The organism is Micromonospora yongxingensis (genome assembly GCF_052601155.1).
The window spans coordinates 39132-52800 of record NZ_JBQXEO010000006.1 but is presented as its reverse complement, the minus strand read 5'-3'; the positions used below and the strand labels follow the sequence as shown (position 1 = coordinate 52800).

Here is a 13669-nt window from a genome sequence, read left to right as displayed (position 1 = left end):
AGTGTCTAAGGCATGACTATCGCGCTGCGCCGGGCGGCACACTGGCACCGCCCACTCATGGTTTTCGTCGCCGCGATGGCGGTGCTCGCCGTCGTCGCCGCGGTCGGCATCGTCGTCGACTCGCGCGTCCTCACCGGATCGCCGATCTGGCTCAAGCCGCTCAAGTTCGCCGTGTCCTTCGTGGCGTACGGCACGACCCTCGCCTGGATGCTCTCCCTGCTGCCGCGCCGCAGCCAGATCGCCGAGTGGGCCGCAACGATCATCGTCGCGATGGCGGTCATCGAGATGACGGTTATCGTCGGACAGGTGATGCGCGGCACGACGAGCCACTTCAATGCGACCAGCCCGCTGAACGGCGCGCTCTTCACGGTGATGGGCGCGGCGATCATGGTGCTGTTCGTCGCGCACTTCGTCGTCGGGATCGTCGTGCTGCAACGGCGGATCCCCGATCGGGTCGCCGCCCGCGCGGTCGGCTGGGGGCTCGGCCTGTCCCTGCTGGGCATGCTGGCGGCGGTGCCGATGACGCTGCCCGGTCAGGACCCGGGGATCGAGGGGGTCAGCGGGGCGCACGCCGTCGGCGTACCCGACGGTGGGCCGGGGTTGCCACTGGTCGGCTGGAGCACCACCGGTGGGGATTTGCGGATCGGGCACTTCGTGGGGCTGCACGCCCTGCAGGCGCTGCCGATCCTGGCGATCCTGCTGACCCGGTTCCTCGGCACGCGGCTGGACGAGCGCACCCGGGCACGGCTGGTGGTCGTGGTGGGTGCGGCGTACGGCGTACTCACGGTGTTGTTGACCTGGCAGGCCCTGCGCGGGCAGCCGCTGCTGCGCCCGGACACGCTCACGCTGGCCGCCTTCGCGGCCCTGCTGGTCGCGACGGCGACCGCCGCCGGCCTGGTGGTGGCTCCCCGGCGCAGCCCGGACCTGGTGGTGGCCGCATGACGGCGACGCTGTTCACCCTGACGTTCGCGGTGGCCGCGCCGTTCTGGGCGCTGATGATCCTGCTGCCGAACTGGTCGTGGACCGCCCGGATCATCTCGTCTCCGCTGATCGTGCTGCCGGTCGTGCTGATCTATGCGCTGCTGGTGGTCCCGGCGTTCGGCGAGGTGCTGCCGGCCGTGGCATCGCCGACTCTGGAAGGCGTACGCGACCTGCTCGGCACGGCCGACGGCGCGGCGGCGGGCTGGGCACACATGATCGCGTTCGACCTGTTCGTCGGCCGGTGGGCGTGGCTCGACAGCCGGGAACGGGGGGTGCCGGCGCTGGTCATGGCTCCGGTGCTGGTGCTGACGATCCTGCTCGGACCGCTCGGCCTGGCCGCGTACCTCGGCGTCCGGGCCCGGTGGCCGCGGTCGGCGGTCGTCGCCCCCGAGCCGCAGCGCCTAGGCTGACCTCCGTGGGGTGGGCGGGGCGACTGTTCGACACGCGGGACACGCTCGTGCGGATGGTGCTGCTCGACCTCAGTGGTGTGGGCTACCTGGTCTTCGGGACCCAGGCCGGGCGCACGCCGACCGCCACGCAGTGGGTCCTCGCGGCCGTCGCATTCGCCCTTGCGCCGGTGTTCCACCGCCGGCCGCTGGTCAATTTCGTGGCGCAGGCCGGGCTGCTGGCGATCGCGATCCCCCTTGTCGAGGACATCACGATCAACCAGGTGGGCGCCAGCTGGGCGTTGCTGGAAGTGACCATGCGGGCGCGTCGAGGACGCACCATCGGGCTGGCCTGCGGGTTGCTGGCCGTGGTCGACCTGACCGACTCGATCGGCGACCCGGTCGGCCAGGTCGCCTCCGGCGTGTTCGGGCTGACCCTGGAGGTCGGCGTGCCGCTGCTGCTCGGCCTGGTCATCCGGACCAACCGGGAGCTCGGCCGGCAGGCCGTGGAGCGGGCGGCGGCGGAGCAGCGCCGCCGCGAGTCGGAGAGCCGCGCCGCGCGCGCCGACGAGCGCAGCGCCATCGCCCGCGAGCTGCACGACGTCGTCGCGCACCACGTGGCGTCGATGGTGCTGCGGGTCGGTGTGGCGCGACACGTGCTCACCGACCTGGACCCCCGGGTGGGCGAGGTGTTCGACGACGTGCACGACACGGGGACCGCCGCCCTGGCGGAGCTGCGCGGGCTGGTCGCGCTCCTACGCGACCCCGACGGGGTACGCCCCGACGCGGCGCTGACCGCCATCGAGCCGTCGGCGCTTCCGGCGGCGCTCGGTGCGACGGTCGACCGGGCCCGCCAGGCCGGTGTCACGGTGGACGCCGACATCGACCCGGCCGTCGGTGCGCTCGACGCGGTGCGCGGCCTGGCCGTCCTGCGACTGACCCAGGAGGCGCTGACCAACGTGGCCAAGCACGCCGGATCGTCCGCGCTGGCGCACCTCGTGGTCGCCGTCGAGGACGGGGCCGTCCACTGGGAGGTCTCGGACGACGGCGGCGGCGCGGTGTCGGCGGCGGTCCCGTCCGGCGGCGGTCACGGCATCACGGGCATGCGTGAGCGCGTCGACGTCCTCGGTGGCCGGTTGGAGGCCGGCCCCACCAGCACGGGGTGGCGGGTGCGTACGGTCCTCCCGGCCGTGCCCGCGCCGGCCGCATCGGTGCCCCGTGACCGCGAGGCCCCGGTCGGTTCGCCCGCGCCGGAGCGGGCATGATCCGCGTCCTGCTGGTCGACGACCAGCACCTCATCCGGGCGGGCCTGCGCATGCTCTGCGACGCCCAACCCGACATCGAGGTCGTCGGCGAGGCCGACAACGGCCGCGACGCCATCCCGCTCGCCGCGCGGCTCATCCCCGACGTCGTCGTCATGGACCTGCGCATGCCGGGCGTCGACGGGATCACCGCGACCAGCCGGATTCTCGCCGAGCGCCCCGCCACCCGCGTCCTGGTGCTGACCACCTTCGGCGACGACGACCATCTCTACCCCGCCCTGACCGCCGGCGCCTGCGGGTTCCTGCTGAAGGACGCACCGCCCACCGACCTGCTCGACGGCATCCGTCGGGCCGCCGTGGGTGACAGCCCGTTCAGTCCCGACGTGCTGCAACGCCTGGTCCAGCGCGCGGTGCACGCCCGCGCCGAGGCGCCACGGCCGGTGCGGGGGCTGACCGCCCGCGAGCAGGACGTGCTGAACCTGGTCGCCGAGGGCCTGTCCAACACCGAGATCGCCGACCGGCTGCACATCGGCGTCACCACGGTCAAGACGCACATCACCAGCCTGATGACCAAGACCGACAGCCCCAACCGCGTACGGCTGGCCCTGTTCGCGCGCGGTGGCTGACCGCCGGGGTTCGGTTACGCCCTCATCCGCCAGGACACGGCGATGACGAGCACGAGCGGCACGATCAGCAGCGCCGGAGCCAGGGCCGGCAGGTGCAGGGCGACCAGGGCGCCGACCGCCGCGCCGGTCATCAGCGCCAGCAGGACCTGGACCTTGGGCCGCAGGCTGCGCCACGGGCTGCGGGCCGCCACGCCGGCGATGAGGCTGGTCAGAGTGCCGGTCAGGTACGTGGAGGACAGGCCCGGTACGCCGAATCGTTGAATGGCGCTGCTCTGCACGCCCAGCGCCACGGCGGAGAGCATCAGGAGCGCGAGGTGGACATGCTCGTCGTGGGTGGGGAGGCTGATCTCCCAGACGACGAGGAACACGACGAACACCAGGAGTTCCAGGCCGAGCGCCCAGGTGACCCGCCGGGGCCAGACGGGATCGTCCGGCCGCGCCGAGCCGACGAGGCGGGCGCCCGCGAGGACGCCGACGATGAAGCTGATGATGGCGCAGCCCGACGTCAGGGCGAGGTCGGCCTCTCCCCTGCCCGCCGAGAGTCCGAGCAGGACCATGTTGCCGGTCATGACGCTGGCGAAGGCCCCGCCGAGGGCGAGGAAGCCGAGGGCGTCGGCGCTTCCGGTCAGGAAGGTGAGGACGACGACGAGGGCCTGCCGTCGCCGCAGGAGGTGTTCGCTCTGCTGCGTCGTGGTGTGGGGGCGAGTGACGCGGGGCACTGTGCTCGACACTGTCGGCCACCTCCATAGATTGTTCTTCGTATACACTTTGTCCGGACGGATCACGGAGAGGCGATCAGGTTGGCTGAAGACCTGCGGGACAAGCTCGGCGCTCAACACCTGCCGCTACGCGACCAGGTCCTCGCCGCACTGCGCACCGCCATCATCGACGGCGACTACCTCCCCGGAGAGCGGCTGACCGAGGACCGGTTGGCCGAAGACTTCGGCGTCTCCCGCAACCCCGTCCGGGAGGCGCTGCGCGTCGCGGAGGCCGAGGGCTTCGTCGTGATCCTCCCCCGCCGCGGCGCGGTCGTCGCCTCACCCAGCAGCGGGACCATCGCGGACATGTTCGCCGTCCGTGAGCGCCTGGAGGCGCTCGCCGCCCGGCTGGCGGCCGAGCGGGCGAGCGCGGCGGACGTGGCGGCCCTGCGCGCGCTGCTCGACCAGGGCCGGGAGGCCACGCAGCGGCAGGACCTGCCCCGGGTCGCCGAGCTGAACAGCGCCCTGCACCTGCGGATCCTCCAGATCAGCGGAAACCCCTGGCTGTCGTCGATCGCCAAGTCGCTGTACCTCCATGTCCAGTGGGTCTTCCGGCTGGGCGCCGCGGAACGCGCACCACACTCGTGGGCCGAGCACATCCAACTGGTCGACGCCATCGAGTCAGGTGACGGCGACCGCGCCGAACAGGCCGCACTCGCCCATCTCGACGCCGCGTCCGCGGCCGCGTACGAGAACGCCGAGGGTGGGTACGGGGCGGCCCACTAGCGACCGCACGCGTAGCCCTGCATGCCCCGTGGGTTCGCTCCGGCGGCCAGCACGCCCGTGCCCGGGTCGCGGGTCACCGCGCACAGCCGGCCAAGACTCCAGGCGTCGGAGACCCGCACCTCGTGCCCGTACGACCGCAGGGCCACCAGCGTGTCCTCGTCGAGCCGGTCCTCCACCACCAGGACACCGGGCTCCATGTCCCGCGGGTAGAACGAGCCCGGCAGGCTGACGGTGTGCCACGCGGGCGCGTCGATGGCCTCCTGCAGGGGCTGGCCGCCGACGAGATGGCGGAGCAGGAACGGCAGCTGCCACTGGTCCTGCTGGTCGCCGCCGGGTGTGCCGCACGCCAGCACCGGCTCGCCGTCGCGGTGCACCATGGTCGGGCTCAGCGTGGTACGCGGTCGCCGGCCCGGGGCCAGCGACGAGGCGAGCCCCTCCTCCAGCCAGAACATCTGCAACCGGCTGCCCAGCGGGAAGCCCAGCTCGGGAATGGTGGGCGAACTCTGCAACCAGCCGCCACTGGGCGTCGCGGAGATCATGTTGCCCCAGCGGTCGACCACGTCCACATGGCAGGTGTCACCGCGCGTCACCCCGTCCGACTGCACGGTCGGCTCCCCGGTCGTGGCATCCGTCGGGTCGGCGCGACGTCCCGCGCCCGGCTGGACGTGAGCCGGCAGTCGAGGCTCGGCCCCGTCGGGACGCCCCGGTCGCAGCTCCGCTGACGCCCGGTCGCCGATCAGGGCGGCCCGCTCCCGCGCGTACTCCCGGGAGAGCAGCGCCTTGGCGGGGACGTCGGCACCGTCGCCGTACCACGCCTCGCGGTCGGCGAAGGCGAGCTTGAGCGCCTCGACCTGGGCGTGGATGCCGGCCGCGGTCGCCGGGTCGTACGCGCCGGGGTCGTCGAGCGCGTCGAGGACGGCCAGCGACTCCAGCAGCACCGGGCCCTGGCCCCAGAAGCTCGTCTTCGCCACCGAGTAGCCACGCCAGTCGAGGGTGGCCGGGGCCTCCCAGGTCGCCGAGTAGGCGGCCAGGTCGTCGCCGGTGACGAGCCCGGCGTGCGGACGTCCGCTGGAGTCCTGGAACGGCCTCCTGCTGAACCGGTCGATCGCCTCGGCGACGAAACCCGTACTCCAGGCCCGGCGGGCCGCCTCGATCTGCGCCTCCCGGTCGGCGCCGGCGGCCCGCGCGGCCTCGACCAGTCCCCGCAGGGTCCGCGCGTACGCCGGGTTGGCGAACATCTCCCCCGCCGCCGGTGGCCTGCCGCCGCGCAGCCACAGCTCGGCGGAGGTGGGCCAGTGCTCCTGGAACAGGGACCGTACGGCGGCGACGGTGTCGCCGACCCTGCCCACCAGCGGGTGGCCGGCGGCGGCGTAGCCGATGGCCGGCTCCAGCACCTCCTCCAGCGAGAGCGTGCCGTGCTCGCGCAGCAGGAGGAGCCAGGCGTCCACGGCGCCGGGCACGGCGGCCGCGAGCGGGCCGGACCCGGGGATGAGATCCATCCCGAGGGACCGGAAGTGCGCGATGGTGGCGGCGGCCGGCGCCGGTCCCTGCCCGCACAGCACCTTTGGGGCCGGATCCTGGGCGGTCGCCACGATGGCCGGCACCTCACCGCCGGGGCCGTTGAGGTGTGGCTCGACGACGTGCAGCACGAACCCGGCGGTGACGGCGGCGTCGAAGGCGTTCCCACCGCGTTCGAGGATCCCCATGGCGGACTGGCTGGCGAGCCAGTGCGTCGAGGACACCATGCCGAAGGTGCCCTGGAGGGTCGGTCTGGTGGTGAACGTCATGACAACACCTCACTGGTATCTGCGGTCCGGACGTCGGGTCCGGTGCCGTCCGGCCGGACCAGGTGACACGCGGCCATGCCGTCGCCGATGGCGACCTGTGCCGGCACCTCCGTCGCGCACCGCTCGAAGGCGAGTGGGCACCGGGTGCGGAAGCGGCAGCCGGACGGCGGGTCGAGCGCCGACGGGAGGTCGTCGCCGAGCAGCACCAGCTGACGCTGCCGTTGGCGAACGGGGTCGGCCACCGGCGCGGCCGACAGCAGCGCCTGCGTGTAGGGATGGGCGGGCCGGGCGAAGATCCGCTCGCGTGAGCCCTTCTCGACGAGCTGGCCCAGGTACATGACGGCGATGTCGTCGGCCAGGTACTCGACCGCCGACAGGTCGTGGGTGATGAAGAGGCACGCGAAGCCGATGTCCCGTTGCAGGTCGGCGAGAAGGTTGAGCACCGACGCCTGCACGGACACGTCGAGCGCGCTGGTGGGTTCGTCCGCGATGAGCAGCCGGGGTTCGGAGATCAGCGCCCGGGCGATGCTGACCCGTTGGCGTTGACCGCCGGACAGCTCGTGCGGGTACCGGCGCGCGACCTCGGCGCGCAGGCCGACCCGTTCGAGTTCCGTGGCGACGCGGGCCTCCCGGTCGCGGCGCGGGACCCGCGTGCCGGACAGCCGCAGAGGTTCGGCCACGACCTCGCCCACCAGCATGCGCGGGTCCAGGGAGGCGGCGGGGTCCTGGAAGACGATCGACACCGCACTGCGGTGCGGGCGGAGCTGCCGCCGGGACAGGTGGGTGACGTCCGTTCCGGCGATCCTGACCACGCCGGCGGTCGGCTCGACGAGCCGCACCACACATCGCCCCACGGTCGACTTTCCGGAACCGCTCTCCCCCACCAGGGCCGTGACCCGGCCCTTCGGGATCGTGAGGGACACCCCGTCCACGGCGCGTACCGGGCCGAAGTGCATCACCAGGTCCTCGATCTCCAGGGCGTTCGGCTCCGGTGTCATCGGTTCACCTCCTCAATCTGGGACCGGGGCGACGGGCACGGGTGCCAACAGGCCGCGAGGTGGTCGCTGCCGCCGGCTCTCGCCACCTCCAGCGGCGGGAGGGAGTCGCGGCAGCGCGCGTCGGCGGCCGGGCAGCGGTCGGCGAACGTGCAGGCGTCGGGCTGGGTCGACAGGACGGGCACCAGGCCGGGAATCTCCTGCAGACGGTCGGTGCCGGCGTGTCGTCCCGGTGTCGGTGACGCCGACAGGAGCCCGGCGGTGTAGCGGTGGTACGGGTGCGCGAACAGGTCGTTGACCGGTGCCCGCTCCACCACCCGGCCGGCGTACATGACGACGACGCGGTCGGCGATGTCGGCGATCACGCCGAGGTCGTGCGTGATGATGAGGATGCTCGTGCCGAGCCGGTCACGCAGGTCCCGCAGCACCTGGAGGATGCCGGCCTGGACCGTGACGTCCAGCGCGGTGGTCGGTTCGTCGGCCACCAGCACCTTCGGACCGCAGGCCACCGCCATCGCGATCATCACGCGCTGGCGCATGCCTCCGGAGAGCTGGTGCGGATAGGTGTCGACCCGTTGCGCGGCGGACGGGATCCCGACGAGTGTCAGCAGCTCGACGGCGCGTGCCCGGGCGGCCCGTCGGGACATCCGCTCGTGGACCTGGAGCACCTCTCCGATCTGACGCCCGACGGTGAGCACGGGATTGAGGGACGTCATCGGCTCCTGGAAGATGTAGGCGATCTCCTTGCCGCGTACCCGCCGGAGCACCGACTCGCGGGTGCCCACCAGTTCGGTGCCGTCCAGCCGTACCGAGCCGGTGATCCGGGCGCTCGCCGGGAGCAGACCCGCGATGCTCATCGCGGTGACGCTCTTGCCGCACCCCGACTCGCCCACCATCCCGACGATCTCCCCCGAGGCCAGGTCCAGACTGACGCCGTCGACGGCCGAGACGGTGCCGGTCTCGGTCGGGAACGACACCGAGAGGTCACGGATCTCCAGGACGGGTGTGTCGACCGCGGCGGCCGCTCCGGCCCGCTCGACCGTGGTCATCGCCGGTCCCCCTTCGGGTCGAGGGCGTCGCGGAGGGCATCGCCGAAGACGTTGAACGCCAGCGCCAGGCCCATGATGACGACACCGGGAAGCACCGCGGCCCACGGGGCACGGGCCGCGAACTGCTGGGCGGTGGCCAGCATCGTGCCCAGGCTGGGGGCCGGGGGTTGGATGCCGAGGCCGAGGAACGAGAGCACCGCCTCGCCGAGGATCGCCGCCGGGATCGCGACCGTGGCCTGCACCAGGATCACCGACGTCGCGTTGGGCAGGATGTGCCGGGTGAGCACCCACAGGTCGCTGGCGCCGTCCACGACGGCCGCCGCGACGAAGTCCAGCGACTTGAGCCGCAGCGTGTCCGAGCGCACCACCCGGATCACCCCGGGGATCTGGGCGATGCCGATGGCCACGGCGGCGTTGCCGAGGCTGGCGCCCCGGATGGCCGCCAACCCGACCGCCATGATCAGGAACGGGAACGCGAGCAGCAGGTCGGTGAAGCGCGAGATCAGGGCGTCCCAGGCTCGAAAGTAGCCGGCGGCCAGCCCGAGCGGGACACCGATGACCAGCGAGGTGGCCACCGCCAGCAGTCCCACCTGGAGCGATGCCCGCGCCCCGAGCATGATCCGGGACAGGACGTCGCGACCCAGATCGTCGGTGCCGAGCACGTGCCCGGGAGTGCCGGGAGGCGCGAACGTGTGGGCGAAATCGGTCTGGTCGACGGAGTACGGGGCGAGCCACGGCGAGAGCACCGCGATGGCGCCCGCGAGGGCGAGCACGACGAAGCTCACGACGGCGAGGGGGTTGCGTCGCAACCGGCGCAGGACGCGGGTGCGCCGGGTGACGCCGGCGGAACCGGTCTCCGCCATGGGAACGGTGAGGACGGTCATGCCGGATCTCCCGTCACCCGGATGCGGGGGTCGATGACCGAGTAGAGCAGGTCCACAAGAAAGTTGATCACGATGTAGGCCGTCGCGGTGAGCAGGACGACGGCCTGGATCACCGGATAGTCCCGCTGGAACACCGCGTCGATGGTCATCTTGCCGAAGCCCGGGAGCCCGAAGATCTGTTCGGTGACGACCGCGCCCGAGATCAGACCGCCGAGCTGAAGGCCCACGACGGTCACCACCACGATCAGGCTGTTCCGCAGGGCGTGCTGGGTGATGACGGCCAGCGGCCGGAGACCCTTGGCCTTCGCCGTCCGTACGTAGTCCGACGAGAGCGAGTCCAGCATCGCCGAACGGGTCTGCCGCATGATGATGGCGGCGAGCCCGGTCCCGAGGATCACGGCCGGCAGGACGATGTGGTGCAGGTTGTCCACGGGGTCCTCCAGGAAGGGCACGAACCCGGAGGCGGGGAAGAGCCCGGTCGCCACGGACAGGTAGAGGATGGCGAGCAGCCCGAGCCAGAAGTGCGGCACCGACAGGCCGATCAGGGCCAGTGCGTTGGCCAACCACTCCGCCGGGCGCCCGCGGCGTACCGCCGCGAGCACCCCGGCGCCGACGCCGAGCGCCGTGGCGATGAGGATCGCCAGGACGGAGAGTTCGACGGTCACCGGCAGGGCGGTCGTGAGCATCGACGAGACCGGCGTACCGGTCCGGATCGACACTCCGAAGTCGCCCTGCGCCATGCGTTCCACGTACTGCGCGAACTGCAGTGGCAGCGGCTGGTCGAGCCCGTAGTGCCGGCGGATCGCCTCCAGTGCCTCCGGTGACCGGTCCTCCCCGGCCAGCGCGAGGGCCGGGTCACCGGGGAGCGCCCGTACACCGAAGAACACCACGATCGTCGACAACAGCAGCGTCAGCGCCGACTGCCAGGCGCGGGTGAGGAGATATCGGGCCACGGCGACCTACTTGGTGAAACCGGCGAAGGCCGCGCGGATCACGCCGTCCGGGAAGACCTGCAGGCCCTGGATCTGCTTGCTGACGGCGGTCAGGTTCCGCTGCCGGTAGAGGTAGATCAGCGCGTCGTCCTGCTGGAGCAGAGTGACCGCCTGCCCGTACAGCTTCTTGCGCGCCTCGATGTCGTTGGCCTGCCGGGCCTGGGTCAGCAGGTTGTCCAGCTGGGGGTTGCTGTAGCCGGAGACGTTCTGGCTGGCGCCGGTGCCGACGAAGTTCGTGATGTTGGCGTCCGGGTCGATCCGCCCGCTCCAACCGAGCTGCAGCAGCTCGAAGTTGCCGCGGTCCTGCTCGTCGAGGAGCGACGAGTACTCCACCGGGTTGATCTTCAGGTCGAACCCGCCGTCCTTCACCATCGACTGGAGCGCCTGCGCCAGGCGCAGCGTGTCGGGCGTGTTCGAGGCGAGCATCGTCACCGGGTACGGCGTCTGGACACCCGCCTCGGTGAGCAACTGCTTGGCCTTCTCGGGGTCGTGCGCCGGGCAGGTCTGCGCCTCGGGGGACGAGAACGGGCTCGCGGGCGAGATGGGCGAGCAGGCGACGGCGTGCAGACCGTTGAAGACCGCGTCGACCAGCGCCTTGCGGTCGATCGCGTGCTCGAAGGCCTGCCGCACCTTGGCGTTCTGGGCGAGGGGGCGGTTGATCGGCTTGGGCGCGGTGCCGACGCCGTCGACGTTGCCGGTGTTGATCGTCAGGCCCTGGTAGCCGAGGGACTGCGACTGCAGGACGGAGACCGCGGCCTCCTGGCGCAGGGAGGCGACGTCCTGCGTGGAGATGCTGTCGGCGACCTGGGCGTCGCCGGAGCGCAGGTTGGCGGCGCGGATGCTCGCATCGCTGAGAATCCGCCACGAGATGCCGTCGAGGTGGACCTTGTCGGCCTCGTAGTAGTTCGGGTCCCGGACCACGTCGATGGAGTTCTGCGGCACCCGCTTGGCGAACTTGAAGGGACCGACGCAGACCGGCGCGGAGGCGAAGTCGTCGCCCAGGCTCTGCAGGGCCTTGGCGCTCATGATCATGCCGGCCCGGTCGGCGAGGGCACCGAGCAGGGGCGCGAACGGCTGCTTGAGCCGGAGGACGACGGTGTGCGCGTCCGGGGTGTCGACGCCGTCGATGGGACCGAGTTCGCTCCTGCGTGCCGACCGGGCGTTGGTCAGGTGACGCTGGAGGGTGGCCTTCACCGCGGCGGAGTCGAACGCCGTCCCGTCGCCGAAGCGCACCCCCTGGCGCAACGTGATGGTCACCGTCCGGCCGTCGCCGCTCGTCGTGGGCAGGGCGGTCGCCAACTGGGGTACGACCTGGGCCTGCTCGTTCACGTCGTAGAGCTTCTGGCACATCGCCTGGAAGACGTAGCGGGAGTAGAGGCTGCGCGACAGCGTCGGGTCCAGCGCGTCGGGCTCGGCGGAGAGGGCGATGACCAGCTTGCCGCCCTGCTTGACGGCGGCGGCGTCCGCGGGCGTACCGAAGGAATCCTGGCCTGCCGACTGGTTGTCGCCGGACTGGGTGCCCCCGCTGTCCGACACCGGTGAGCAGGCAACGACCGTGCAGAAGACAGCGACCGCGGCCATCGCGGCCCGGAGCGGACGGCGGCGGGACTGGCTCGTTTCGCTGAAGGAGAGGTTCGTCATCGGGAGCTCCTCGAGTGGGCGATTCGGGGAGCGTATGTTGTATACGATGACCGCCGCAAGACCCGCGTGGATGGCTGCCGAGCACCACGAACGCCCGCGCATCGTGGACAAACCAGACTGGATCAGTCGGCGGGTCGCGGACGGGCGGGGCCACCCCTTACCAGGCTGAGCAGGACCACCAGCGCGAGCACCGCCACCGCCGCGCTGAAGATCTCCCCAGCGGTACGCAGACCGGTCACCTGGATCAGCAGACCGACCCCGACCGCCGGCACACCGAGCATGGTGAACAGGATGGCAAAGAACGTCGAGACCGCCTCGGCCCGGTGCTCCGGCGGGGCTTTCATCGTGATCGTGGCGATGCCGTCGCCGACCGCCACCCCGGCCGCGACACCGTTGATCGTCGCGCCGACGAGCAGGGTCGCCAGCAGCGCCATCCACATGCTGAGCGCGAGCAGGCCGGCCGACACGATCAGGCCGGCGCAGGCGCAGGCCAGCGCGGTACGCGAGGACAGGACGCGGGTCAGCAGCTGACCGAACGCGGCCCCGGTGAACGCCACGAAGACCACCAGCGCGGCCAGGGTGTGCGAGGTCTCGTGCAGGACCACGCCGAGAAACAGGCCGCTCACCGCCGTGAGCACTCCGAGTGCGGCGAAGCCCGTGCCGGCGGTGATCGCGGCGCGGACGAAGTCGCCGCGGATGGTCGGCGGTACGCGCAACCGCTGAGGTCGCACGGTCGGCGGGGACCGCTGCGCCACCGTCTCCGGCACTCCCAGCATCGCGATGATCCCGACCACCGCCAGGGTCAGCACGATGGCCCAGGGCAGCCGGAGCGGCTCGGGCGCCACGTCCGACACGACCCCGGCCAGCAGGGTGCCCGTGGCCAGGCCACCGAGGTTCGCGAAGATCGCCACAGTGGCGGCCCGCCGAGGGTGCCGCGGACTCCTCATCAGCTCTGCCAGGGCCGCGGTCGCCGCTCCGATGACCAGTGCGGCGGAGAAACCGGCGAGCAGCCGTCCCACCACGATCATCGCCAGGTCCACGGCAGCCAGGAACACCGCGTCGGCGGCGACGGAGAGGACCAGCGCGGTGAGGATGACCGGCCGGCGGCCGATCTGGTCGGAGAGCCGGCCGAGGACGACCAGACCGATGACCACGCCGAGCGCGTACACCGCGTAGACCACCGTCACGGTCAACGACGAGAAGCCGAACTCCATCTCGTAGAGGGGGTAGAGCGGGGTCGGCACGGTGGTTCCCACGAGCGTGATCCAGAACGCGAAGGCGACCCGGGCCGGGGCTGTTCTCGAACTGGACCGGGCCGTCCCGCCGTCGGCGCGGCTGACGTTGGACATGACCAGTCCCCCCGGGCTCGGACCCCTGCTGCGGGCGGTCGCCGCCCGCACCCTCCCGTCGCGGCTCCTGTCCCCCGTGCAGCATGGGGCGTGGCCCTCCGCCGAGGTGCGGTAACGGCCCTAAAAGCCCTCATCCGGTGGCGGGCAGGATCTGCCGGACCCGCTGAGCCGCACCGGTTGGCAGAGCGATCTCCTTCGTCACCCCGTGGGAGGCGGCCCTGGTGGCCGCCTCC

Annotated in this window: 13 protein-coding genes; 5 read left to right on the top strand and 8 right to left on the bottom strand. The window is 72.0% G+C overall.

Annotated features, from left to right (window positions below; genetic code table 11):
• The first annotated feature begins 12 nt into the window (after nt 1-12).
• The 4 genes from ACTWLT_RS10100 to ACTWLT_RS10085 are packed head-to-tail and all read left to right on the top strand — an operon-like array spanning nt 13 to nt 3255.
• Nucleotides 13-942 carry a hypothetical protein gene (locus ACTWLT_RS10100; RefSeq protein WP_445318088.1) on the top strand — a complete coding sequence of 310 codons (930 nt, stop codon included), beginning with the start codon at nt 13-15 and terminating at the stop codon, nt 940-942.
• Nucleotides 939-1391, top strand: coding sequence for an ABA4-like family protein (locus tag ACTWLT_RS10095; RefSeq protein ID WP_445318087.1), 453 nt, complete (start codon nt 939-941; stop codon nt 1389-1391). The genes ACTWLT_RS10100 and ACTWLT_RS10095 overlap by 4 nt, the downstream gene beginning before the upstream one ends.
• Nucleotides 1392-1396: 5 nt before the next feature.
• Nucleotides 1397-2632, top strand: coding sequence for a sensor histidine kinase (locus tag ACTWLT_RS10090; protein ID WP_445318086.1), 1236 nt, complete (start codon nt 1397-1399; stop codon nt 2630-2632).
• On the top strand, nt 2629-3255 hold the full coding sequence (locus ACTWLT_RS10085) for a response regulator transcription factor (protein WP_445318085.1): 627 nt from the start codon (nt 2629-2631) through the stop codon (nt 3253-3255). Before ACTWLT_RS10090 ends, ACTWLT_RS10085 begins: the two co-directional genes overlap by 4 nt.
• Nucleotides 3256-3269: 14 nt before the next feature.
• Here the strand turns inward: ACTWLT_RS10085 and ACTWLT_RS10080 are convergent, their stop codons facing one another.
• On the bottom strand, nt 3270-3986 hold the full coding sequence (locus ACTWLT_RS10080) for a YoaK family protein (protein WP_445318084.1): 717 nt from the start codon (nt 3984-3986) through the stop codon (nt 3270-3272).
• Between the two features lie 69 nt (nt 3987-4055).
• Between ACTWLT_RS10080 and ACTWLT_RS10075 the strand changes: the two genes are divergently transcribed.
• Complete coding sequence (locus ACTWLT_RS10075; protein WP_252415278.1) at nt 4056-4739, top strand: GntR family transcriptional regulator; 684 nt, start codon at nt 4056-4058, stop codon at nt 4737-4739.
• On the opposite strand, the gene ACTWLT_RS10070 is transcribed toward ACTWLT_RS10075, so the two are convergent.
• The 7 genes from ACTWLT_RS10070 to ACTWLT_RS10040 form a co-directional block, all read right to left on the bottom strand.
• On the bottom strand, nt 4736-6526 hold the full coding sequence (locus ACTWLT_RS10070; protein WP_445318083.1) for a gamma-glutamyltransferase family protein: 1791 nt from the start codon (nt 6524-6526) through the stop codon (nt 4736-4738). The two genes, ACTWLT_RS10075 and ACTWLT_RS10070, sit on opposite strands and share 4 nt — an antisense overlap.
• Nucleotides 6523-7524: an ABC transporter ATP-binding protein gene (locus ACTWLT_RS10065; protein WP_445318082.1), complete on the bottom strand. Its 1002-nt coding sequence runs from the start codon at nt 7522-7524 to the stop codon at nt 6523-6525. Before ACTWLT_RS10065 ends, ACTWLT_RS10070 begins: the two co-directional genes overlap by 4 nt.
• Nucleotides 7521-8570, bottom strand: coding sequence for an ABC transporter ATP-binding protein (locus tag ACTWLT_RS10060; protein WP_445318081.1), 1050 nt, complete (start codon nt 8568-8570; stop codon nt 7521-7523). Before ACTWLT_RS10060 ends, ACTWLT_RS10065 begins: the two co-directional genes overlap by 4 nt.
• The gene (locus ACTWLT_RS10055; RefSeq protein WP_445318080.1) at nt 8567-9454 is read right to left on the bottom strand and encodes an ABC transporter permease; all 888 of its coding nucleotides are present in this window, start codon (nt 9452-9454) and stop codon (nt 8567-8569) included. The genes ACTWLT_RS10060 and ACTWLT_RS10055 overlap by 4 nt, the downstream gene beginning before the upstream one ends.
• Nucleotides 9451-10407 (bottom strand): ABC transporter permease, encoded by a 957-nt coding sequence (locus ACTWLT_RS10050; RefSeq protein ID WP_445318079.1) that lies wholly within the window; start codon nt 10405-10407, stop codon nt 9451-9453. Before ACTWLT_RS10050 ends, ACTWLT_RS10055 begins: the two co-directional genes overlap by 4 nt.
• Nucleotides 10408-10413: 6 nt before the next feature.
• Nucleotides 10414-12087 (bottom strand): ABC transporter substrate-binding protein, encoded by a 1674-nt coding sequence (locus tag ACTWLT_RS10045; protein WP_445318078.1) that lies wholly within the window; start codon nt 12085-12087, stop codon nt 10414-10416.
• 122 nt (nt 12088-12209) lie between these two features.
• Nucleotides 12210-13436, bottom strand: coding sequence for an MFS transporter (locus ACTWLT_RS10040; RefSeq protein ID WP_445318077.1), 1227 nt, complete (start codon nt 13434-13436; stop codon nt 12210-12212).
• Nucleotides 13437-13669 lie beyond the last annotated feature (233 nt).

Coding starts and splice junctions, on each gene's coding strand:
- ACTWLT_RS10055 (WP_445318080.1), bottom strand. CDS start 9,454: ATGACCGTCCTCACCGTTCCCATGGCGGAGACCGGTTCCGCCGGCGTC.
- ACTWLT_RS10045 (WP_445318078.1), bottom strand. CDS start 12,087: ATGACGAACCTCTCCTTCAGCGAAACGAGCCAGTCCCGCCGCCGTCCG.
- ACTWLT_RS10040 (WP_445318077.1), bottom strand. CDS start 13,436: ATGTCCAACGTCAGCCGCGCCGACGGCGGGACGGCCCGGTCCAGTTCG.
- ACTWLT_RS10065 (WP_445318082.1), bottom strand. CDS start 7,524: ATGACACCGGAGCCGAACGCCCTGGAGATCGAGGACCTGGTGATGCAC.
- ACTWLT_RS10085 (WP_445318085.1), top strand. CDS start 2,629: ATGATCCGCGTCCTGCTGGTCGACGACCAGCACCTCATCCGGGCGGGC.
- ACTWLT_RS10070 (WP_445318083.1), bottom strand. CDS start 6,526: ATGACGTTCACCACCAGACCGACCCTCCAGGGCACCTTCGGCATGGTG.
- ACTWLT_RS10060 (WP_445318081.1), bottom strand. CDS start 8,570: ATGACCACGGTCGAGCGGGCCGGAGCGGCCGCCGCGGTCGACACACCC.
- ACTWLT_RS10095 (WP_445318087.1), top strand. CDS start 939: ATGACGGCGACGCTGTTCACCCTGACGTTCGCGGTGGCCGCGCCGTTC.
- ACTWLT_RS10100 (WP_445318088.1), top strand. CDS start 13: ATGACTATCGCGCTGCGCCGGGCGGCACACTGGCACCGCCCACTCATG.